This is a genomic window from Serratia sp. NGAS9 (assembly GCF_009905295.1).
Taxonomy (GTDB): Bacteria; Pseudomonadota; Gammaproteobacteria; order Enterobacterales; family Enterobacteriaceae; genus Serratia; species Serratia bockelmannii.
In genome coordinates this window covers 2,528,918-2,551,634 of sequence record NZ_CP047605.1, presented here as the reverse complement: position 1 = coordinate 2,551,634, position 22,717 = coordinate 2,528,918, and the positions used below count along the sequence as shown (strand labels likewise).

The window sequence follows — 22,717 nt, the reverse complement described above, 5'->3', positions numbered from 1 at the left end:
TCAATTTAAAGAGGCTATTTATGTCAACGCGTCGCACCTTTATCAAGCAGCTTTCGGCGGTGGCCGGTGTGAGCTTGACGGCATCATTGGGCATCCCGTTACGCGGTCACGCGAAAGCTGCGCTTAATCCGGCCTGGCGGATGCCCGACGAAGGGGAACCGCAACAGCGGGCGTTTCTCGCTTTCGGCGCGCAGCGTGCGATTTGGGGCGGGTTCACCGCGGACGTGCAGGCAGCGCAGGGGCGCATCGCCCGCGCCATCGCCGACTTTCAGCCGTTGACGGTTTTTTGCCGCGGCAATGAACGGCAATTGGCTGAGGCCACCTGCGGCAGTCACAACGTCAGCTATGTTGTCACTGAGCTGGATGATATCTGGATGCGCGACATCGGCGCCAATTTCGTCGTCAATGACGCCGGCGAACTGGGCGCGGTGGATTTCAACTTCAACGGCTGGGGCGATAAGCAGCAACATGCCAGGGATGCGCGTCTGGCAGGGTTTGTCGCCAGGCGATACGGCGTCGCTCAACCGCGCCGCAGCGCGCTGGTAGGCGAAGGCGGCGGCATCGAGGTGGATGGGCACGGCACCGGCATCATGACCGAGAGCAGTTGGGTGAATGCGAACCGCAACCCGGGCTGGAGCCGAGACCGGGTTGAGCAAGAGCTGAAGGCGATGCTCGGCCTGCGCAAAATTATCTGGCTGCCGGGCATTAAAGGCCGGGACATCACCGATGCCCACGTCGATTTTTATGCCCGTTTCGTGCGGCCTGGCGTGGTGGTGGCCAACCTGGATACCGATCCGGCCTCTTATGATCATGCGGTTACCCAAGCGCATCTGGCGATCCTCAAAGCAGCGACCGACGCCGACGGCCGCACGCTGCAGGTACATACGCTTTCGCCGCCGCGGGCACCGCGCGAAAGCCGATTCAGTCGCCGCAACCCCGATTTCGCGGCGGGCTACATCAACTATTTCGTCATCAACGGCGCGGTGATCGCCCCGGAGTTTGGCGACCTGCAGGCGGACAAGGCGGCGTTTGAACTGCTGTCGGCGCTCTATCCGCAGCGCAAGGTGGTGCAGTTGGAGATCGACGCCATCGCCGCCGGCGGCGGCGGCATTCACTGCGTGACCAGCCAATTGCCGGCGCCTGGCAAGCCAGACCAGTGAATGTTCAAAAAATGCGCGTGCGGTTGTTTGTCGCCATAGGGTGTGATTGGCTGAGTGGAAACATAAGGAGGCCATAATGAACGACTCACCCTTGAGCATTCCCACCTGGTATCGCGATCCGCACGCAGAACAGGCCATGGCCGAAGGCCATGCGCCCATCTGGCGGCATCTGCTGAGCCTGGTGCCGGAACACGAATTGTCCGGCGTCAAGGTGCTGGACTTCGGCTGCAATCAGGGCGGTTTTCTGCGTCTGTTGCACCAAATCCGGCCATTTCGTGAAGGGCTCGGCGTTGATATCGCCCGCCAATCCGTCGAACACGCCAACCGCCTGAAAGGAAACCTGCCGATCGGTTATCAAACCGACACGCGGTTGACGGGTTATGAGAACCACTTCGATATCGCCTTCAGTCATGAAGTCATCTACCTGATCGAAGATATCGCGCAGCATGCCGCCGATATGCTGCGGGTGCTGAAGCCGGGCGGTGTTTATTATGCGGTGACCGGTTGCCACACCGACAACCCGCTGTGGCCGCAATGGCGCGAAAGGGTGGCTGAACAGACGCATACCGTGGTGCGGGATCGCGCTCTGGACGACTATGCGCGCATTTTCTCCGCCGCGGGATTCCAGGTCTCTGCCCGCCGGCTGGGCTTTTCCGGCTTCGTGCCCTATGAGCCGGACGGCTGGATGCCGAATATCGCGGCGGCGATCGACTACTATTGGCACACCAAAACGGTGTTTAGACTGGTTAAACCCCCAGTGCCGGTGAGTTAACGCGCCGGGCCGATGCCGTAGCGCAGCAGGGCAATGGCGTGGCGGGCGATATCCTCGGCGTTTAGCTGGCCTTTATCCCGTTCGCGCCGCCATTTGGGTGCGGTGGCCAGCGGCAGCAGCGTGATGCCGAACAGCGTAAAGAACAGCAGGGCAGGCTCGAGATCGGGATTGAGTTTACCCTGCGCCTGCCAGCGTGCGATGGCTTGCAACGCGATCTGATGGCGTTCATTACCGAATCGTTCATCCATTCTCTGTTTCAATACGCCACTTTCACTCATGACTTCCCGCAGCCACAGCGGGGCGAACCAAGGGTGTTCCAACGCGATGTCGATAAAACGTTGCGCTAGCTGGGTGAACGCGGTGACGGGATCGTCCGCGTTGGCGTCGAACACCTCGCCGGCCATCTTGCGCACTGGCAGAAAGCGCTCTTCGATCAGCACGTCCAGCAACTGTTCCCGGTTATGAAAGTAGTAGTGCAGCATGGCCGGGGTGACGTTTGCTTCGCGCGCAATGGCATTCAATGAGGTGTCTACGATCCCCTGGCGGGCAAACAGGTTCAGCGCGGTATCAAGCAAATGCTCGCGTTTGTCCGCCCCTTTGGCACCGCCGCTCGGCCGGCCGGGGCGGCGAGGCTTGGCGGGAGTTTGAACGTTTCGTGCTGTCATCGCGATAAGATCCATTGACCGGAAAAAAGGATGACTCATATATTAATTATGCGATTAATTAATTACAAGTGAACTGACTCCGATGACGACTGAAAACCCGACAATCCGGCCCGATCACGGCGGGGCGCCTGCCAAGGCGCCTTCGCTCCCGTTGCTGTTTTCCGCGTTGCTGCTGGTGATGCTACTGGCGGCGCTGGATCAAACTATTGTCTCCACCGCGCTGCCGACCATCGTCGGCGAGTTTGGTGGGCTTGAGAAACTGTCCTGGGTGGTGACAGCCTATCTGCTGTCTTCCACTATCGTGGTGCCGCTGTACGGCAAATTCGGCGATCTTTTCGGCCGCAAGATTGTGCTGCAAATCGCTATTTTGCTGTTTTTGCTTGGGTCGGTACTGTGTGGGCTAGCGCAAAACATGACACAGCTGATTATGATGCGCGCGCTGCAAGGGTTGGGCGGCGGCGGGCTGTTGGTGGTCACTTTGGCGGTGGTCGGCGACGTGATCCCGCCGGCGGAACGCGGCCGTTATCAGGGGCTATTCGGTGGGGTATTCGGCCTGGCCACGGTGGTGGGGCCGTTGATCGGCGGCTTACTGGTGCAGCATTTTTCCTGGCGCTGGATTTTCTACATCAATCTGCCGCTGGGCCTGTTTGCCCTGCTGGTGATTGGCGCGGTATTTCAGTCGCAGGTTAATCGAGTGCGACATGAAATCGACTTCCTCGGCGCCGGTTACCTGGCGATGGCGCTCACCTGTATCATCCTGTTCACCAGCCAGGGCGGCACGGTAATGGCCTGGTCGGACGGCCAGCTGTGGTGCATTCTGGCCTTTGGCCTGGTGTCGCTGGGCGGCTTTATCTATGAGGAACGGCTGGCCGGTGAACCGATCATTCCCCTCGGGCTGTTTCGCAACCGCACCTTCGTGCTGTGCGGCCTGATCGGCTTTATCGTCGGCATGTCGCTGTTCGGCTCCGTAACTTTCCTGCCGCTGTATCTGCAGGTGGTAAAAGGCTCGACGCCATCGCAGGCCGGGATGCAGCTGCTGCCGTTGATGGGCGGCCTTATGGTCAGCTCGATCATCAGCGGGCGGATCATCAGCAAACGCGGTAAATATCGCCTGTTCCCGATCGTCGGTACCCTGTGTGCGCTGGGGGCGATGACGCTGCTCGGCACCCTGACCAATAACACGCCGGTGCAACAACTGTATCTGTACCTTTGCCTGCTGGGATTGGGGCTGGGCATGGTGATGCAAGTGATGATTTTGGCGGCGCAAAACAGCGTGGAGCCCCGACATATCGGGGTCGCGACGTCCAGCGCCACGCTGTTCCGCTCTATCGGCGGTTCGATAGGCGTGGCGGTGTTCGGGGCAATTTTCACGCAGGTGTTGCACACCCGTTTGGCGGCGCTGTTGCCGGAAGGCGCGCAGCTGCCGCGCTCGCTCGGCGCAGAAGCGGTGCACCATTTGCCGGCGGCGCTGCAGCAGGATTACCTGCAGGCCTTCGGCGGGGCGATCCATTCGGTGTATCAAATTGCCGCCGGGGTGATGGCGCTGGCTTTTGCGCTGACCTGGCTCTTGAAAGATGTGCCGCTGCGGCACAAATAATCCCGATACCGGCCGCTCCGGCCGGCTCAGCCCGACGGACTTTTACCGAATCCTTACGCAACCCTTTCAGAAGCGAATGTCTGCATTCGATATATTGAGAATAGTCATTCTCAATGGGATCGTATTGCAATGCAGAGAAAAACGCTTTTGGTGCTTGGGCTGTCGCTGTTGCTGTCCGCCTGCGATGGGCAAAACGCCGGTGCGCCGACGGGCGCAGGCGGTGAGCAGGAGGTCGGCGTCGTCACGCTGCGCGGCCAGTCAGTGACCCTGAGCAGCGAGTTGACCGGCCGGGTCAACGCCACCATGACTTCCGACGTGCGGCCGCAGGTCGACGGCATCATCAAGCAGCGGCTGTTTACCGAAGGGGCCGAGGTGAAAGCCGGGCAGGTATTGTACCAAATTGACCCCGCCAGCTATCAGGCCAGCTACGATCAGGCCGCCGCCCAGCTGAAAAACGCCCAGGCCACGGTGCAATCCACCCGGCTCAAATCACAGCGCTATGCGGCGCTGGTGAAAGAGAACGGCGTTTCTCAGCAGGATGCGGACGATGCCAAAGCCGCCTATTTGGCGGCCGTGGCGTCGGTGGCCCAGTATCAGGCAGCGCTGGAGACGGCGCGCATCAACCTCGCCTATACCCAGGTGCGGGCACCGATCGCCGGCCGCATCGGCATCTCATCGGTGACGCCGGGCGCGCTGGTCACCGCCAGCCAGACCGATGCGTTGGCCACCATCCGCGCGTTGGATCCGATCTATGTCGATCTGACCCAGTCCAGCGCCCAGTTGCTTAAACTGCGCCGTCAGCAGGCCGCTTTGCAGCGCGGTGCGGTCACGCCGGTCGCCATCAAGCTGGAGGACGGCACGCCTTATGCCCACGCCGGCAAGCTGGAGTTGACCGAGGTGGCGGTGGATGAGGCCACCGGTTCGGTCACGCTGCGTGCGGTGTTCCCCAACCCCGAGCATGAGCTGCTGCCCGGTATGTACGTCCACGCCACGGTGGATAACGGCGTCGATCCCAAAGCCATTCTGGCGCCGCAGCAGGGCATCACCCGCAACGCCAAAGGGGAAGCCACCGCGTTGGTGGTGGACGAGCAAAACAACGTGGCGCAGCGCACCGTCAGCGCCGAACGGGTGGTGGGCAGCAACTGGCTGATCGGCAGCGGGCTGAACGAAGGCGATCGCCTGATCGTCGAAGGCACCGGCAAGGTCACGATCGGCGCCGCGGTGAAGCCGGTTGAGGTTTCAGTCGACAAAACCCAACGCGGGGAGCAGTGATATGGCGCAGTTCTTTATCCGGCGGCCGGTATTCGCCTGGGTGATTGCCATCATCATCATGCTGTGCGGCCTGATGTCGATCAATTCATTGCCCGTCTCGCAGTACCCGGATGTCTCACCGCCGCAGATTTCCATCTCCGCCACTTACCCGGGCGCGGACGCGGAAACGCTGGAAAACAGCGTCACGCAGGTGATTGAGCAGCAGCTCACCGGCCTGGACGGCCTGCTGTATTTCTCTTCGACCAGCAGCTCCAGCGGCTCGGTCAGCATCAACGTCACCTTTGATCAGGGCACCGATCCGGATATCGCTCAGGTGCAGGTGCAAAACAAGGTGCAGCAGGCGGAAAGCCGTTTGCCGAGCGCGGTCACTGCGCAGGGCGTGACGGTCAAGAAATCCCAGAGCAGCTTCCTGCTGATCGTCGGGCTGTATGACGAAAGCGACAAGGCGACAATGGCCGATATCTCCGACTATCTGGTCAGCAACCTGCAGGATCCGCTGTCGCGCATTGAGGGCGTGGGGGACGTGCAGGTGTTCGGCTCGGAATATGCGATGCGTATCTGGCTGGATCCGACCAAGCTGGCGAGCTATGCGCTGATGCCTTCCGACGTGCAGACGGCGATCGAAGCGCAAAACACCCAGGTGTCTGCCGGCAAGATCGGCGATCTACCGGCTGCCGCCGATCAGCAGCTGACCGCCACGGTAAAGGCGCAGTCGCGGCTGCAAACGCCGGAACAGTTTCGCAATATCATCCTGAAAAGCGACAGCAGCGGCGCGCTGGTGCGGCTGGGTGACGTGGCACGGGTTGAGCTGGGCAACGAAGACTACTCCGCCAGCGCGCACCTCAATGGCCACCCGGCGGCGGGGATCGCGGTCAAGCTGGCGGCGGGCGCCAACGCCCTGAGCACCGCCAAACTGGTTAAGGCCAAGGTGGCGGAATACCAAAGCGCGATGCCGCAGGGCTACAAGGTGGCCTACCCGAAAGACAGCACCGATTTCATCAACATCTCGATCGAGGAGGTGGTGAAAACGCTGTTTGAAGCGGTGGTGTTAGTGGTGGTGGTGATGTTCGTGTTCCTGCAAAACCTGCGCACCACGCTGATCCCGACCATCACCGTGCCGGTGGTGTTGCTGGGCACCTTCGGCGTGCTGGCGGCGTTCGGCTATTCGATCAATACCCTGACGCTGTTCGGCATGGTGCTTGCGATCGGGCTGTTGGTGGACGACGCCATCGTGGTGGTGGAAAACGTCGAACGCGTGATGCGTGAAGATAAACTGCCGCCGCGCGAGGCGACGGAGAAATCGATGCGCGAGATCACCGGCGCGCTGGTCGGCATCGCGCTGGTGCTGTCGGCGGTGTTTCTGCCGATGGCGTTCTTCGGTGGTTCCACCGGGGTGATCTACCGTCAGTTTTCAATCACCGTCGTTTCCTCGATGGTGCTGTCGGTGGTGCTGGCGTTGACGCTGGCGCCGGCGCTGTGCGCCACATTGCTGAAATCGACGCATGAAGAACAGACCGACAAAGGGCTGCTGGGTAGATTCAACCGCGGTTATAACCGGCTGCAGGAGAAGTACGCCGACAAGGTCGGCGCAGTGATCCACCGGCCAACGCGCTATCTGCTGCTGTACGGTCTGCTGTTGATCGCCGCGGCCGTGATGTACCTGCGTTTGCCGACCGGTTTCCTGCCCAATGAGGATCAGGGTTCGGTGATGGTGCAGTACACCTTGCCGGCCGGCGCCACCAACGCCCGCACCTCGGCGGTGAGCGAGGCGGTGACCGCCTATTTCCTCGATCAGGAAAAGGCCAACGTCAGCACCATTTTCACCATCAACGGTTTCGGCTTCAGCGGCAGCGGGCAAAACGCCGGCATGGCGTTCGTCAGCCTCAAAGACTGGAGCCAGCGCAGCGGCAGCGAGAACACCGCCGACGCCATCGCCAAACGCGCCATGGCGCACTTCGCTTCGCTGCGCGACGCCCAGGTGTTCTCCATGAGCCCACCGGCGATCGACGGTTTCGGTCAGTCCGACGGTTTCACCTTCGAACTGCAGGCCAAAGGGGCGACCACCCGCGCCGAGCTGCAGGCGATGCGCGACCAGATCGTCGCCGCCGCCGGCAACAATCCGGCATTGCTGGCAGTGCGCGCCAACACCTTGCCGGACACCCCGCAGCTGCAGGTGGAGATCGACAACGGCAAGCTGCAGGCGCTCGGCCTGAGCGCCGGTGACGTCAACAGCACCCTCAGCAGCGCGTTCGGCAGCACCTACATCAACGACTTTATCGACCGCAACCGGGTGAAAAAAGTCTATATGCAGGGCGACGTGCAGTACCGCGCCAAGCCGGAAGACCTCGACCGCTGGTTTGTGCGCGGCACCAATGCGTCGGGCGCCAGCAGCATGACGCCGTTCTCCGCCTTTGCGTCTTCGCACTGGATCTACGGGCCGGAGAACCTGTCGCGCTATAACGGGCTGTCGTCGTTCGAGATCACCGGGCAGGGCGCCGCCGGCGTCAGCTCCGGTACGGCGATGAGCGAGATGGAGAAACTGGCGGCGAAATACTCCGCCGGCAGCAGCTATTCCTGGAGCGGGCTGTCCTATCAGGAACGGCTGACCAGCGGCCAGGCGTCGTCGCTGTACGCCATTTCGCTCATCGTGGTGTTCCTGTGCCTGGCGGCGCTGTATGAGAGCTGGTCGATTCCATTCGCGGTGATGTTGGTGGTGCCGATGGGTGTGGTGGGCTCGCTGCTGGCGATCACGCTGCGCGGGCTGGAAAACGACATCTACTTCCAAGTGGCGCTGCTCACCATCATCGGCCTGTCGGCGAAGAACGCCATTTTGATCGTCGAGTTCGCCGAGGAGATGCACCAGCGGGGGGAAACGCTGATTGGCGCGGCGGTCCACGCGGCACGCATGCGCCTGCGGCCGATCCTGATGACCTCGCTGGCGTTCACCGCCGGGGTGCTGCCGCTGGCGGTATCCAGCGGCGCCGGCGCCAACAGCCGAATCGCCATCGGTACCGGCATTATCGGCGGTACGATCACCGCCACCGCATTGGCCATCTTTTTCGTACCGCTGTTTTATGTGTTGGTGCGCCGCATGTTTACCCGCCGGCCCACCAACTCGCCGTCTCAGGCAGGAGAATAACGTGTTGCAACGAGTCATGATGTTAACTTTACCGCTGCTGCTGAGCGGGTGTCTGTCGCTGGATCCACACTACCAGCGCCCAGCGGCGCCGGTGCCCGCCAACCTGCCGCAGGGCGAGGCCGCCGGCAAGCAGGCGTTGAGCTACCCGGACGTCGCCTGGCGCGACTATGTGCAGGACGCCAGGCTGCGGCAGGTGGTGGCGCTGGGGCTGGACAGCAGCCGCGATCTGCGCGAGGCGATCGCCAATATCGCCTCGGCGCGCGCCCTGTACGGTGAGCAGCGCTCGGCGCTGTTCCCGACGATCAACGCCACCGCCGACGGCAGCCGCGGGCGTTCGCTGACCGGTAGCGGCAATGCCACCGCCATCAGTCAGAGTTATGAAGCGCAGGCCGGCGTCAGCGCGTTCGAGCTGGATCTGTTCGGCAAAAACGCCAGCCTGTCGCGCGCGGCGTTCGAAACCTATCTGGCCAATTCGGAGGCGGCGAAAAGTACTCGCCTGACGCTGATCGCCGATATCGTCACCGACTGGGTGGCGGTGGCGGCCGAGCGCAGCAATCTGGCGGTGGCGCAGCAGACGATGGAAAGCGCCAAACGTTCGCTGGAGGTGACGCGTAAGAACCAGCAGCACGGCATTGCGTCGCTGGTTGACGTGGCGTCGGCGGAGACCGTTTATCAACAGGCGCGATCGGACGCCGCCAGCTATGCGACCAGCGCCGCGCAGGCGAAAAACGCGCTGGATTTGGCGGTGGGGCAAAGCGTGCCGGAAAATCTGCTGCCGAGCGGTACCGATGGGCTCGGCGAAATCATGCGCAATCTGCCGGCTGGGGTGTCTTCGCAGGTGCTGCTGACGCGGCCGGACGTGCTGCAGGCTGAGCATAACCTGAAATCCGCCAACGCCAACATCGGCTCGGCGCGGGCGGCGTTTTTCCCGTCGATCAGCCTGACCGCCAGCGGCGGCGTGGGCAGCGGTGAACTCTCGTCGCTGTTCAGCCACGGCGCGGGCGTCTGGTCGTTCGCCCCGAGCATCAGCCTGCCGATCTTCAGCGGTGGCTATAACACGTCGCAACTGAACTACAGCAAAGCGCAGAGAGATCTGTATGTCGCCACCTATGAGAAAGCGGTGCAGACGGCATTTCAGGAAACCGCCGACGCGTTGGCGCGTAAAGCGACTCTGCAGGAACAGCTGGCGGCGCAAACCGGCTATGTGGCGGCGGCGCAGCAATATTATCGCCTGGCCGAGTTGCGTTACCGCCAGGGCGTGGACAGCTACCTGACGCTGCTGGACGCGCAGCGCACGCTGTACACGGCGCAGCAGTCTCTGATCGCCGCGCAGCAGACCGCGTACGACAATCAGGCCACCCTGTATAAAGTGTTGGGCGGCGGCATTGCCGCCGAGCGGCAGGGGGACGGCGTCATCGCCGACAAGACGACGCTCAGCCGCTAACCATCGACCGCGCGCGCCAGAAGTGTGGCTGCGCGCGGTTTTTTATGGAAAGTGTAAAGAAACAGAAAACCCGCGCGGCGGCCCGAACTCGCCGCGGCGAGCAGAGTCAGACAGAGAACCGCATTCATCTTTATTCATACCGGCTTGAGGTCGTCATGGCAGAAGACATTCAGCAACAGGTCATCGCGCTTATCGCCGCATTCAACGCGCCTGGGCGGCAGAAGAAGGGCGTGGTCATCACCCCGGAAACCGAGATCAACACCGCGCTCAGTCTGTCGTTCAGCGACTCCAACACGCTGATGCGCCGCTACTTCGATACCTTCGGCGTCGACAGCAGCAATTACAACCACGAGCTGTATTTCCAGCCGCCGGCCAACACCGGGCGCTGGTTTTCCCCCTCCGCCTGCAAAGAACACCCCCGGCCGCTGTGCGTGTCGATGCTGGTACGCTCCGCACGCGCCAAACGCTGGCTGTACGACATCCACTTCCTGATCGAGCAGCTCCGCTAGCACCGCATTACTGCTCCAATACCTCGGCGAATTTCGCCAGCCACTGCGGATGCGCCGGCCAGGCCGGGGCGGTGACCAGATTGCCGTCGACGTGGGCCTGATCGATGCCGATCTCCGCATAATGGCCGCCGCCGAGTCGCACCTCCGGGGCGCAAGCCGGGTAGGCGCTGCAGGTGCGGCCCTTCAACACCCCGGCCGCTGCCAGCAGCTGCGGGCCGTGGCAAACGGCGGCGATCGGTTTTTTCGCGGCGTCAAACGCCTGCACCAGCGCGATCACCTCGGGGTTCAGACGCAGGTATTCGGGCGCCCGACCGCCGGGGATCAAGAGCGCGTCATAGTGTTCTTCTTTGGCGGCGGCAAAGTCGGCGTTCAGGGTGAAACGATGACCGGGTTTCTCGCTGTAGGTCTGTGCGCCGTCAAAGTCGTGGATCGCGGTCTGGATGTAGTCGCCGACGGCTTTGCCGGGGCACACGGCGTCCACCCAATGGCCGATCATCTGCAATGCCTGAAACGGCACCATGGTTTCGTAGTCTTCGGCGTAGTCGCCGACCAGCATCAGGATTTTTTTCTTGCTCATGATCACAACTCCTGCAGGAGGGGGAATGCCTAAGGTATAGCCCAGCCCCCCTGGGAATGCGAACCGCAAAGTGCTGTGGAATACACGATTAAAAAGCATAAAATTGAGTTGACTTTCTTGGTAAGAATAAAGGTCATAATTATCTTGGCGGCCTAATCAGTAATGAATTTGATTTTCGTTTGTTTCCTATGGTAGAAAAACGGCTCCCCACTAAAATGGTAGAGAAATCTGTTAGCACGCTTCATACGAATACTTCAGAGTTCTGTGATTATGACCATTGCGTAATAATGGAAAGCACTTTTTTAATTTTTTTATTATTTTGAAGGAACAAAAAATGCCTATTTTAAATCGCTGTGCCACAGCCTGCGCACTGGCGCTGGGCCTGCTGGGGAGCTCGGTTGCAGCACACGCTGGGGAACAAGAGGAACTTACCCAAAAACTCGATGAGTCGGTAATGACGTATGCTTACTCTAAGAGCAGTAGCGATATGGACACCATTAATGAACTGATAAAAAATGGCGCTCACCCTACTATTCAAACGTTATGGTATGCCGCCTATTACAAACAGCCGGCGCTGCTCGTTCGTTTTCTTGATATGTCGGTGAATGTGAATCAAGCCATCAGTGACAATGGAGAAACCGTATTGTTGTCAGCGTTGGGAAATACCGACAAGTCTGAATTATCCGATGATGACCTTCACATTTTACAGAGCTTGCTAAAAGCAGGTGCCAATACCAACGTCATTGCACAAGGGGGGACTAATACACCACTTATTGCCGCCGCCCAAAGCCAAGGAGCCGCGCCCGCGCTGGTAAAACTGTTGCTGCAATCTGGTGCGGATGCCAAGCAGGTTACCCCGCAGGGATTCTCACCGATAATGGGGGAAGGGGCGGCTAATCTGGAGGTCATCAAACTGCTGGTAGCCGCCGGTACAGATCCTTATGGCGTCAGCAAGGTAGGATCAACGCCTTTGCACTTTGTTTGCACGCGGGATTCTTCCCAAGACGGCCAGCCGGACCCGCAAGCGGCACAGCGTATCGCCTTGTTGCATAAACCCGGAACCTCTATCGATGCTCAACCGCCCCAGCAACAGGCCTGGCCTGTTGGCACACCACTGCTGGAAAGCCTGACCAGCAATAATCCTGACTGCGTCAAGGCGTTGTTGGCTGCGGGTGCCGATAAAGATGCGCTGGCTTTCCCGGCAGAGTATGTGGCAGCAGATCCAAGCGTAAAAGGTAAAACGGTTCGTCAGAATATACTCGGGTCGGCAGAAAAATATCCCGACCTGTATTCGCCAGAAATCGTGGCCTTGTTTCAAAAATAGGTGAAACGAAAAAAGGGGGCTTTCGCCCCCTGAAACAATGGCCCGCTCGCAGGCCAAATAAGCCGGCATCAACCTGGGTAGATGCCGCGCTCTTTACGTGCGGTCAGGATGCGTTCACAAGCCACGATGTAAGCCGCGGTGCGCAGGCTGCACTCTTTCTCTGCGGCCTTGTTCCAGACGTGGACCATCGCGTCGGTCATGATCTTGTCCATACGCTCGTTGATCTCGGACTCGCTCCAGAAGTAGCTCGCCATGTCCTGCACCCACTCGAAGTAACTGACCGTTACGCCGCCGGCGTTACAGATAACGTCCGGAACCACGGTGATGTTGCGGGAACGCAGAATGTCGTCCGCTTCTGGGAAGGTTGGGCCGTTAGCCCCTTCCAGCACCAGCTTGGCGCTGAGGATTTCGGCGCGCTGGCGGGTGATCTGGCCTTCCAGCGCCGCAGGGATCAGGATGTCCATGTCAACCGACCAGAACGCTTCGCTCTCGATCTCGCTGGCACCCGGGAAGCCGGCGATCTGCTTGTGCTTGGCCTGGTATTCGGTCAGCGCGACCAGATCGATACCGTTGGCGTTGAACAGGGTAGCGGAGTGGTCCTGGATGGTGACGACGCGAGCGCCGACGCCGACGAACAGACGGGCCGCTTCGCTGCCCACGTTACCGAAGCCTTGTACCGCCACTTTGGCGCCTTCGATCTGCACGCCCAGACGCTTGGCCACTTCGCTGCCGGTGACGAACACGCCGCGGCCGGTCGCTTTCTCACGGCCCAGGGAACCGCCGAGGTGGATTGGCTTGCCTGTCACTACGCCGGTGATGGTGGTGCCGTGGTTCATGGAGTAGGTATCCATCATCCAGGCCATCACTTTGGCGTTGGTGCCGACGTCCGGCGCAGGGATGTCTTTCTGTGGCCCGATGATGAAGCCGATTTCGCTGGTGTAGCGGCGGGTCAGTCGCTCCAGTTCACCTTCAGACAGTTTGAACGGATCGACGCGGATGCCGCCCTTGGCGCCGCCGTACGGCAGGTTGACCGCGGCACACTTGATGGTCATCCAGGCGGACAGGGCCATCACTTCGTTCAGATCGACGTCAGGGTGGAAGCGGATACCGCCTTTACCCGGCCCGCGCGACAGGTTGTGCTGTACGCGGAAACCTTCGAAGTGACGGATGGTGCCATCGTCCATCTGCAGCGGGATATCAACAATCAAAGCGCGTTTAGGGTGACGCAGCGTATCAACCCAGCGTGAGAGGTCGCCGAGGTAAGGGGCGACGCGATCGATTTGTTGCAGATATGTAGCCCAAGCGGTGGTGCTGCTGTCTGAAGCGTAGGATAGCTTTTCCATAACCAACCTTTATATTTTAGAGGTATTTATTTCGTTTAACCGTGGATTAGCAAGCGCATAACACTTTGCGACGCTAAATTTACCACTAATTATGCCGGTTGTTAGCCCCCCTCTCATCGGGCCAGCGGACGGTTTTTCGCCGCCTGCAGGGCGGCAAATGAATAGTTAATTACTTTTTGTCGACGGTGAGCGAGTTCATGCATATTTTATGCATATAAAGCGCATAAAACCCCTTTTTATCTATTTTTCAGAAGCTTGAATGTGATCAAAAAGTTTCATTTTATTTAACTGCCATGTTGACAATGGCATTTCCCCTCGCCAGAGTTAAATTAATGTTAAAACGACTCCGGCGTCGTTTTTTTGTTGCACAAGGGAAAGCATAACTATTTGATATTGTAGTATTTACCCACCACGCTCAGGCTATGTTCGCCAAACGTGGGCGATACGACGGCTCACGAGAGCATTTTCTCGGTACCCATTATTATTACCTCCCTGTTACAACGGGGCGGGCAGCGTTCGGTCTCACTTTTTTGCCGGTTAGAACGCTCACGGGCGTTTCACTCCTGCTGCAGCCGCATATCGGTTGCTTAATCGCCTTAATGACGGACAGGTAACACCATGACAAAAAATCACTGCGATCGGCTGAACCCAGGTTCAGCCGAGGGGCCAAACTGTGCCCAAACCTTGCAGCGCGGGCTGAGCGCGCGCCACATTCAACTGATTTCGATCGGCGGCGCCATCGGCACCGGGCTGTTTATGGGCGCCGGGAAAACCCTCGCGCTGTCGGGCACCTCCATCGTACTGACTTACGCCATCGTCGGCTTTTTCATGTTCATGGTCATGAGGGCGATGGGGGAGTTGCTGCTCACGCGGCTCGATTACCGTTCGTTCGCCGATTTCGTCTCCGAATACCTGGGGCCGCGCGCCAGCTTTTTTCTCGGCTGGTCCTACTGGCTGAGCTGGGTCGTGACCTGCATTGCCGACGTGGTGGTGTGCGGCGGCTACGTGCAGTATTGGCTGCCTAACGTCTCGCCCTGGTTGCCAGCGCTGCTGACGCTGGGGTTTCTGTGTCTGTTCAACATGCTGTCGGTCAAGATGTTCGGCGAAGCCGAATTCTGGTTTGCGATGATCAAGGTGGTGGCGATCGTCGCGTTGATCGCCACCGGCGCCTGGATGGTGTTCAGCGGATGGACCTCGCCGGACGGCGTGACCGCTTCGCTGCATAACGTCACCGATCCCGCCATTTTCATGCCGCACGGCATCTTCGGCTTTTTCGCCGGGTTCCAGATCGCCATTTTCTCCTGTACCGGCATCGAGCTGTTGGGCACGATGTCGGCGGAGACCAAAAACCCGCAGAAGGTGTTGCCGAAGGCGATCAACGCGATCCCGGCGCGCATCATCGTCTTCTACGTGTGCTCGATGCTGACCATTATCGCCGTCACCTCGTGGAGCCACATCTCGCCGGACAGCAGCCCGTTCGTGATGCTGTTCGATCGGGCGGGGCTGCCGGCTGCCGCCGCGGTGATCAACTTCGTGGTGCTGACTTCGGCGATGTCCTCGGCCAACAGCGGGGTGTATTCCAGCACCCGCATGCTGTACAGCCTGTCGATGGAAAAGCACGCCCACGGTCAGTTCCGCATTCTGTCTCGCACCACGGCCATTCCGATCCGCAGCCTGCTGTTTTCCTGCTTCTGCATGGTGGCCGGCACCTTGCTGCTGATACTGGTGCCGAACGTCATGACGCTGTTCACCATCGTCTCTACCGTGGCGGCAATCCTGGTGGTTTACAGCTGGGGCATGATTTTGGTCGCCTACCTGGTGTATCGCCAGAAGCGACCGGATCTGCACGCCGATTCCAATTTCAAAATGCCAGGCGGGGTCGCGATGGCCTGGCTGACGCTGGCATTCTTCGCCTTTACGCTGGTGCTGATGGTGTTCGATAGCGAGACGCTGATCGCGCTGTGCAGCATGCCGCTGTGGTTTACCACGCTCGGGCTGATCTGGCGCTATCGGGTCCGCGACAGCGTGGCGCGCGAGAGCTACGTGTTTTATCGGCGTGGCGCCGAGGCGGAATAACCGGCAAAGGATACGCCGCTTGCCGCCGCTCCACTCGGCAAGCGGCGGCAACTGCGGTATGCTAAGCGGCTGAACAGCAAACCAAACCGGGCCATACGGAGACCCCCAGCGTGCCGAACTCTTCTTCTCAACTCGAACTTTTGCGCTCGGTCGCTGACGGCATCGCGGCGCTGTTTTTCCCGAATGCGGAAGTGGTGATCCACGATCTGGCCACCAACAAGATTGCCTATCTGGCGAACAACCTGTCGAAGCGCAAACCGGGCGACGACGCCGGGCTGGAAGACTTCGAGCTCGATGGCGGCGCCGGCGTGACCGGCCCCTATGAGAAGCTGAACTGGGACGGCAAAAAGATGCGTTCGGTGAGCATTGCCGCACGCGACGAACAGGGCAAGCCCAGCTATCTGCTGTGCATCAACCTGAGCACCGCGATGTTCGAGGACGCCCGCAACGCGCTGGACATGTTCCTGTCGGTCACGCGATTGCAACCTCAGCCACAAGAGCTGTTCAAAGACGACTGGCAGGAGAAGATCAACACTTTCCTGCACGATTGGCTGCGGCGCGAAAACGCCGCGCTCGGCGCGCTGAGCCGCGAACAAAAACGGCGACTGGTCAGCGATCTCTACCATCAGGGCGCGTTCAAGGCCAAAAGCGCCGCGGACTACATCGCCAATGTGCTGTCGATGGGGCGCGCCACGGTGTACAAGCACTTGCGGGAATTGAAGCAGGAGTAAAGGCGGCGGGAAAGGGCACGACGCCCCAGGGCGAATGCCGAGGTAGCGCAATAGCTGCGATGATCGTTTATGAACGGTCTGAGACGACGTCCTGAAGAAGCCAGTCGTGGAAAATTTTCACTTCATCACGCATGACATGTTGCTGCGGGGTGACCAGATAGTAGGACCATCTAAGTGGCCAGCGATGGTCGGGATGGAGATGAACCAACTGCCCGGTCTCGATAAGCTGCTTTACCAGAGCGTTTCGAACGATGGCCACGCCCCTGCCGCTCAGCGCCGACAGGATCACTGCTGAAGTAGAATTGATATGCAGCCCGCTTTCCCGCGTTTCGGGCGCACCGACCGCTCTCAGTGCATCACCCCATGATGGAAAATCGGCACCAGGATGCGGCGTGTCATCGTGAATGAGTTTTTGCGTGGCGAGCCATTCACTGCAGGCTATTTTCTCGGGGGGAGCCAGGCGTGGACTGCAGACCAGCACGGCTTCCTCATCCATTAGCCAGGTTTTACTCACGCCGGGCCACTCTCCCTGTCCACAGCGAATGCCGATATCTGCCTCGCCATACGACACGTCCATCAGCTTTTCCGTGACGTTAAGCCGCAGATCGATATTCTCATGCGTTTCCGCAAACCGGTTCAGGCGGTCCATCAGCCAGTTCATCATCAGTACCTGGGACGCCGTCACCACGACCACCGAGCGTGACCGGCGACCACGAAGCTTACTTAAACCGGTTTCCAGTTTATCGAGACCTTGAGTGATATCTTGTAGGGCCTCCTGCGCTTCGTCTACCAGCGTCAGTCGCTCCTTGCCGGAGCGGGTGCGGTGAAGAAGCGGGTGTCCGACCCAGTCTTCCAGCGAACGGACCAACTGACCTACGGCGGCGGGTGTGACACCCAGCTCCTGTGCCGCGCCGGTAAAACTGCCATGCCTGGCGGTGGCTTCAAAAGCGTGCAGCCATTTAAGTCGGTTTAACGATCGCATTGTGATCATCTTGATTCATTCTTTTCCTCAGTATACGCCGGCGAGAAAGATTTTCTTTCCTGTGTCGCAATTTCTTCTCAGTCGTCAATCGGTTTTCAGGGTGGCAATCTGGTTTCACACGATGAGAAGCCAGGCTTCTTATTAATGACAACCAGATGAATGTAAAGAGGTTAGCGATGAATACATCTTTTGCTGGCAAAAAACTGTTAGTGGTCGGCGGTACAAGCGGTATGGGCTTCGAAACGGCGAAGCGGGTCCTGAAAAGCGGCGGCAGCGTGGTGCTTGTTGGCCATCGTCAGGACAAAGCCGAGCAGGCCCGTCAGGCGCTGGCTGCAGACGGCCAGGTTTCCGTCATCGTTGCAGACCTGATGAAAGAAGAAGGTCTGCAGCATGTAGTGAACATCATTAACGCCGAACACAAAGATATCAGCCTGCTGGTCAATGCGGCTGGCGTGTTCTTCCCGAAACCGTTTACAGAACATGAAGCGTCAGACTATGACATGTACATGAGCATTAACCGCGCCACGTTTTTTATCACCCGCGACGTAGTGCGCAATATGGTCGAGGCCGATATCAAAGGCGCTATCGTCAATATTGGCTCTATGTGGGCACGACAGGCCATCGGTGCCACACCGTCTTCAGCCTACTCAATGGCCAAAGCCGGTCTGCACGCGCTGACCAAAAACCTGGCTATTGAACTGGGTGAAAAAGGGATCCGTGTGAATGCGGTTTCTCCAGCTGTCGTTCACACGCCGATTTATGAGGGCTTCATTCCGAAAGACGACGTGAAGGATGTGATGAACAGCTTCGACAGCTTTCATCCGATCGGACGCGTGGGTTCACCGGTCGACATCGCGGAAACCATCACTTTCCTGCTTTCTGACAAGACTGGCTGGGTGACCGGCGCTATCTGGGATATCGATGGCGGCGTGATGGCGGGGCGTAACGCCTGATGACCATGCCGCACGAGTTAACCCGCGTGCGGCATGGGGATTGGACAAAGGCGTGGGTTGCAAGGGGCAGCATCTTACGGCCCCTTGCTCATTTTCATTTATCGCCCGAAAATGTCATCAATACCTTCAGAAAAACGCTAACTGACAAACATTACGATGTTGGCCACCCCTTTTTGTTACCAGCGGTAGTTGACCGAAGCGATGATGCTGCGGCCGCTGCCGTAGAAGCAGGCGTACTCGCCGCTGCAGGATGAGACGTATTTCTTGTCCGTCAGGTTCTGCACGTTGAGCTGGAGCGCCGCACCGCGCAGCGCCGACGAAGCCTGGCCGAGGTCATATTTCACCATGGCATCGTACAGCGTGTAGTGCGGCACGTCGTACTGGCCGGTGGCGTCGGCCGGCGCATCGCCGATGTAACGCACGCCGCTGCCGACGGTCAGGCCGTTCAGCGCACCGCTCAGGACGCTGTAGCTGCCCCAGGCGGAGGCCGCGTGGCGCGGGATGCCCGCCGGGCTGTGGCCAATTTCATCCGCCGAGTTGGAGTCTTTGGTCACTACGTCGGTGTAGGTATAAGCGGCGGTCAGCGTGATCTCCGGCGTAGGCTGAGCGTGCACTTCCGCCTCAATCCCTTTGGATTTCACCTCACCGATCTGCTCGTAGGCGGAGGTGAGGCGGTTATAGGACGCCACATTGCGCTGGGTAATGTCGAACCAGGAGAGGGTCAGCAGGGTATTGCCGCCCGGGATCTGGTACTTCACGCCCACCTCGGTTTGTTTGCCGGTGGTCGGCTTGAGCGGATCGGCGCCCGCGGCACTTGGGTACAGGTTAGGATCGAACGAGGTACTGTAGCTGACATACGGTGAAATGCCGTTGTCGAAGGCGTAGAGCAGGCCCGCGCGGCCGGTGAACTGGGCATCGTTATAGGTCTGCTCTTTGCCGCCGCTGGTGCGATCGCGGGTGTTGACCTGCGACCAGTCCTGACGGCCGGACAGCAGCAGGTTCCAGTTATTCCACTCCAGCTGGTCCTGCAGATACACCCCGACCTGATTCAGCGTCTTCAAATCGCTGGAAGCCAGCGCCAACGTGCTGCCATCGATGCTGGGGCGAACCGGGTTGGCCCAGTCGATCGGGTAATCGTTACCGCGATCGCGATACATCTTCGAATCGATATGGCTGTAGCGGTAATCCAACCCGCCCAGCACCGTGTGCTTCACCTCGCCGGTGTCGAACACCCCCTTCAGCTGGTTATCCACGCCAAACTCGTTGGTCATCTGCGTTTCATGCTGCGCCATGCGGGTGACGGTGTGGTCGTTGACCGTCGAGTTTACGTTATAAACCAGATATTTATAGTCTTCATCACGGTGGGTGAAGCGCAGGTTCTGGGTAAACGACAGCGCATCGCTGAAGTTATGCTCGAGGCTGTAGCCGATCGACGCCTGCTCGCGCCGCGACTTGTTGAAGCTGGGTTCGCTGATGTTGAAGTCATAGGGTACATAGCCCGCGCTGGTCGGGAACAGCGTGCCGGAACGCGGCAGGAAGTTACGCGATCCGGCTTTCGGATCGTTCTGGTAACTGGTCAGCAACGTAAAGCTGGTATCTTCGTTCGGCAGCCAGGTGAAGGCCGGGGCGATGGCCACCCGTTGCTGCTTGCTGTCTTTGACAAACTCATGTTCGGTTCGGGCGATACCGTTCAGGCGGTAGAACAGGGTGTTGTCGTCGTTAAGTTTGCCGCCAAAATCAAACGCCGTTTCCGCCAGATGGCGGTTGCCGGTGCTGAATTTCACCTCGTGAATGCTCTGGGCGGTAGGGCGTTTACTGGTCATCACCACCACGCCGCCGGGGCTGACCTGGCCGTACAGCACGCCGGCCGGGCCGTGCACCATCTCCACGCGCTCCAGCAGCCAGGGATCGATCTGCCCGGCGCCGCCGTTTTGGCTCGAGAGGCCAAAGTGCAGGCCGTCGAGCAGCTTGGGCGCATAACGGAAGCCGCGGCTGATCACTTCGTCATTGCGGTTGGAGTTGCCGCGGTAGGTGGTGATCACCCCGCTGGTGTAGTTCAGCGCGTCGGCGACCGACGCCGGCTCCTGATCGTTCATCTGCTCGCGCGTGACCACCGAGATGGCCTGCGGCGTCTTGCGCAGAGCGGTGGCGGTCTTGGTGCCGGCAGCGCTCTCTTTGGCGACGCTCCCTTTGACCGGCGCGGTCACGCTGTTTTGCGCGTCGGCGGTCACCAGAATCGTCTCGTCCGCTGCGGCGGACGCGTGTGGCGCCAAGGGCAGTAAGGCCAGCGCCGATCCCAGCAACAGACGCTTGGCGGACATCGCCTCCGCGTTCGCGTTTTCTATCCCTTTGTTTTTAGTCTTCATTATCTCTCCTGAATACCTGCTTTTGTGTGTCATGCCACCCTGATAAACCCCGAAATGCCGACAAGCGGTCTTGTCCCGTCGACTTGGAGACGTCGTGTTTGCACGACGGTAAAAATCCGACAAATAGTATTGAAAATGATAATGAGTATCAATACGATTGTCAGGTTTTGTAAAAGACATTCTTGTTATGTAAGGGGCGCTATGGAGTTTTTGCCGGAAAAGAGGCCAGAAAACGGTCGTGAGGGATTGGCGGCGCAGTGGCTGCGTGAAGAGGCGGCAGGGCAATCCGCGTGGTGGCAGAAGGTTGCCGCTCAGGGCACGCCTGTCGTCGAACCGCACGATGACAGTCACGTCAAAATGACCTGGCTATGGCGCGATCCCGCCGGCGATGAACGGCACTCGCCGATATGCCGCGTTTACGCCGATATCAACGGCATTACCGATCACCACAGCACGTCCCCCAGCGGCCTGACCCGGCTCCCCGGCACCGACGTTTGGTACGGCTCGGCCGTAGTCGATCGCCGCTGGCGCGGTAGCTACAGCCTGATCCCCATTACCGACCGGGATCTTCCCCCCGCATTCAGCGACGACGAAACGTTGCGCGACCGCCAGCAGCGTGCCTGGTGGGTATCGCTGTTCCCGTTGGCGATTGCCGATCCGCTGAATCGTCTCTCGTTGGGACCGTCTCATCGCCCGCGGCCCGTCTCTCTGGCGCAAGGGCCGGATGCCGACGATCAAAGCGCCTGGCAGGCCGCCGATCGGCCGCTGGAGGAGGCGCGGCTGCAGCTTTTCCAGTGGCAGAGCGAACGGCTCGGCACGCAGCGGCGCGTCTGGCTGTATGCCAGCGGCGACGCGGGGGTGAAAGCGAATCGCCCGCTGGTGCTGCTGCTCGATGGCCAAAACTGGGTCGAAAGGCACGCGCTGTTGCCGGTGATCGAGCACGAAACCGCAAAAGGGCACCTGCCGCCTGCATGTTGGCTGCTGATCGATGCGATCGACGGCGAACACCGGGAAAACGAGCTGCCTTGCAACGCCGCATTCTGGCAGGCGGTGATCAATGAGCTGCTGCCGCAGGCGCAGAAGCGCGAACCGTTCAGCGAGGCAGGGGCGCGCACCGTCGTCGCCGGCCAGAGCTACGGCGGGCTGGCGGCGTTATATGCCGGGTTGCACTGGCCAGAGCGCTTCGGCCACGTGCTGAGCCAGTCCGGCTCCTTCTGGTGGCCTACGGTGCAATTCGTTACCCAGTTCGAAAAACGCCACGAACTGGAGGAAGGCTGGCTGATACGCCAGGTTCGGCAACGCAGCGCAGCGGCGCCCAAGCTCACCGTGATTCAGCAAGCCGGCGATCGGGAGGCGGACATCGAATTCGTCAATCGCCAGATGTATCAGGCGCTGACGGCGGCCGGGCACCGCGCCGAATACCGCGTGTTTTCCGGCGGGCACGATGCGCTCTGCTGGCGCGGTGGCCTGGTGGACGGCGTGCGCCAACTGCTTTCCGCGATGGAATAACCCACACATTTTGACAGACAGGTAAGGCAAATGACTCAGGAACAACAAAACCCGTTCGATGACGAAAATCTCCGTTTCTCCGTGCTGATCAACGCGCAACAGCAATATTCGCTGTGGCCGCAGTTTGCCGATACGCCGCAGGGATGGCGCGTGCTGATGGGGCCGGCGTCGCGCGGTGAATGCATCGACTACATCGAAACGCACTGGCAGGACATGCGGCCGGCGGCGCTGAAAGCGGCGGATGCGGCGCGTTAAGCGCCAGGCAGCCACATCGATACATTCCGTTTGAGGGAAAGGA

Annotated in this window: 18 protein-coding genes; 13 read left to right on the top strand and 5 right to left on the bottom strand. The window is 59.8% G+C overall.

Translation table 11 applies throughout. From position 1 onward, the window contains the following. Positions 1–20: 20 nt before the first annotated feature. Positions 21–1,160, top strand: a complete 1,140-nt coding sequence (locus tag GUC32_RS12255; RefSeq protein ID WP_197819081.1) for an agmatine/peptidylarginine deiminase — start codon at positions 21–23, stop codon at positions 1,158–1,160. A 76-nt stretch (positions 1,161–1,236) separates the two neighbouring features. Continuing rightward, positions 1,237–1,932 carry a bifunctional 2-polyprenyl-6-hydroxyphenol methylase/3-demethylubiquinol 3-O-methyltransferase UbiG gene (locus tag GUC32_RS12250; protein ID WP_049205705.1) on the top strand — a complete coding sequence of 232 codons (696 nt, stop codon included), beginning with the start codon at positions 1,237–1,239 and terminating at the stop codon, positions 1,930–1,932. Here GUC32_RS12250 and GUC32_RS12245 read toward each other — a convergent pair. Further along, entirely contained in the window at positions 1,929–2,597 is a 669-nt protein-coding gene (locus tag GUC32_RS12245; RefSeq protein WP_225735578.1) for a TetR/AcrR family transcriptional regulator, read from the bottom strand. The genes GUC32_RS12250 and GUC32_RS12245 overlap by 4 nt on opposite strands. Before the next feature lie 82 nt (positions 2,598–2,679). On the opposite strand from GUC32_RS12245, the gene GUC32_RS12240 reads away from it, so the two are divergent. The 5 genes from GUC32_RS12240 to GUC32_RS12220 all read left to right on the top strand — a co-directional run bounded on the left by GUC32_RS12240 (position 2,680) and on the right by GUC32_RS12220 (position 10,558). Then, positions 2,680–4,194, top strand: coding sequence for an MDR family MFS transporter (locus tag GUC32_RS12240; RefSeq protein WP_197758749.1), 1,515 nt, complete (start codon positions 2,680–2,682; stop codon positions 4,192–4,194). 129 nt (positions 4,195–4,323) lie between these two features. Then, positions 4,324–5,466, top strand: coding sequence for an efflux RND transporter periplasmic adaptor subunit (locus tag GUC32_RS12235; protein ID WP_025302883.1), 1,143 nt, complete (start codon positions 4,324–4,326; stop codon positions 5,464–5,466). Position 5,467: 1 nt separating this feature from the next. Beyond that, a complete protein-coding gene (locus GUC32_RS12230; RefSeq protein ID WP_060447148.1) occupies positions 5,468–8,605 on the top strand; it encodes an efflux RND transporter permease subunit in 3,138 nt (1,045 codons plus the stop codon). Between the two features lies 1 nt (position 8,606). Continuing rightward, complete coding sequence (locus GUC32_RS12225; protein WP_315903098.1) at positions 8,607–10,049, top strand: efflux transporter outer membrane subunit; 1,443 nt, start codon at positions 8,607–8,609, stop codon at positions 10,047–10,049. Positions 10,050–10,204: 155 nt separating this feature from the next. Further along, positions 10,205–10,558: a DUF1493 family protein gene (locus GUC32_RS12220; protein ID WP_025302880.1), complete on the top strand. Its 354-nt coding sequence runs from the start codon at positions 10,205–10,207 to the stop codon at positions 10,556–10,558. 7 nt (positions 10,559–10,565) lie between these two features. Here the strand turns inward: GUC32_RS12220 and GUC32_RS12215 are convergent, their stop codons facing one another. Beyond that, positions 10,566–11,135: a DJ-1/PfpI family protein gene (locus GUC32_RS12215; RefSeq protein ID WP_043143542.1), complete on the bottom strand. Its 570-nt coding sequence runs from the start codon at positions 11,133–11,135 to the stop codon at positions 10,566–10,568. Between the two features lie 277 nt (positions 11,136–11,412). Between GUC32_RS12215 and GUC32_RS12210 the strand changes: the two genes are divergently transcribed. After that, positions 11,413–12,459 (top strand): ankyrin repeat domain-containing protein, encoded by a 1,047-nt coding sequence (locus GUC32_RS12210; RefSeq protein ID WP_369435765.1) that lies wholly within the window; start codon positions 11,413–11,415, stop codon positions 12,457–12,459. A gap of 68 nt (positions 12,460–12,527) precedes the next feature. On the opposite strand, the gene GUC32_RS12205 is transcribed toward GUC32_RS12210, so the two are convergent. Continuing rightward, the gene (locus tag GUC32_RS12205) at positions 12,528–13,802 is read right to left on the bottom strand and encodes a Glu/Leu/Phe/Val dehydrogenase (RefSeq protein ID WP_043143546.1); all 1,275 of its coding nucleotides are present in this window, start codon (positions 13,800–13,802) and stop codon (positions 12,528–12,530) included. Between the two features lie 618 nt (positions 13,803–14,420). Between GUC32_RS12205 and GUC32_RS12200 the strand changes: the two genes are divergently transcribed. Together GUC32_RS12200 and GUC32_RS12195 are read left to right on the top strand one after the other, a co-directional pair. Next, positions 14,421–15,878 (top strand): amino acid permease, encoded by a 1,458-nt coding sequence (locus GUC32_RS12200; RefSeq protein WP_025302876.1) that lies wholly within the window; start codon positions 14,421–14,423, stop codon positions 15,876–15,878. Between the two features lie 110 nt (positions 15,879–15,988). Then, entirely contained in the window at positions 15,989–16,609 is a 621-nt protein-coding gene (locus tag GUC32_RS12195) for a transcriptional regulator (protein WP_016927684.1), read from the top strand. Between the two features lie 67 nt (positions 16,610–16,676). Here the strand turns inward: GUC32_RS12195 and GUC32_RS12190 are convergent, their stop codons facing one another. Further along, positions 16,677–17,591: a LysR substrate-binding domain-containing protein gene (locus tag GUC32_RS12190; RefSeq protein WP_369435764.1), complete on the bottom strand. Its 915-nt coding sequence runs from the start codon at positions 17,589–17,591 to the stop codon at positions 16,677–16,679. 176 nt (positions 17,592–17,767) lie between these two features. On the opposite strand from GUC32_RS12190, the gene GUC32_RS12185 reads away from it, so the two are divergent. Then, positions 17,768–18,544 carry an SDR family NAD(P)-dependent oxidoreductase gene (locus GUC32_RS12185; protein WP_049204054.1) on the top strand — a complete coding sequence of 259 codons (777 nt, stop codon included), beginning with the start codon at positions 17,768–17,770 and terminating at the stop codon, positions 18,542–18,544. A 176-nt stretch (positions 18,545–18,720) separates the two neighbouring features. Here the strand turns inward: GUC32_RS12185 and GUC32_RS12180 are convergent, their stop codons facing one another. Next, a complete protein-coding gene (locus tag GUC32_RS12180) occupies positions 18,721–20,910 on the bottom strand; it encodes a TonB-dependent siderophore receptor (protein WP_369435763.1) in 2,190 nt (729 codons plus the stop codon). Between the two features lie 201 nt (positions 20,911–21,111). Between GUC32_RS12180 and fes the strand changes: the two genes are divergently transcribed. Both fes and GUC32_RS12170 read left to right on the top strand, forming a co-directional pair. Further along, the gene (fes, locus tag GUC32_RS12175) at positions 21,112–22,419 is read left to right on the top strand and encodes an enterochelin esterase (RefSeq protein ID WP_369435762.1); all 1,308 of its coding nucleotides are present in this window, start codon (positions 21,112–21,114) and stop codon (positions 22,417–22,419) included. A gap of 30 nt (positions 22,420–22,449) precedes the next feature. Beyond that, positions 22,450–22,674: an MbtH family protein gene (locus GUC32_RS12170; RefSeq protein WP_049295632.1), complete on the top strand. Its 225-nt coding sequence runs from the start codon at positions 22,450–22,452 to the stop codon at positions 22,672–22,674. Positions 22,675–22,717: the final 43 nt, after the last annotated feature.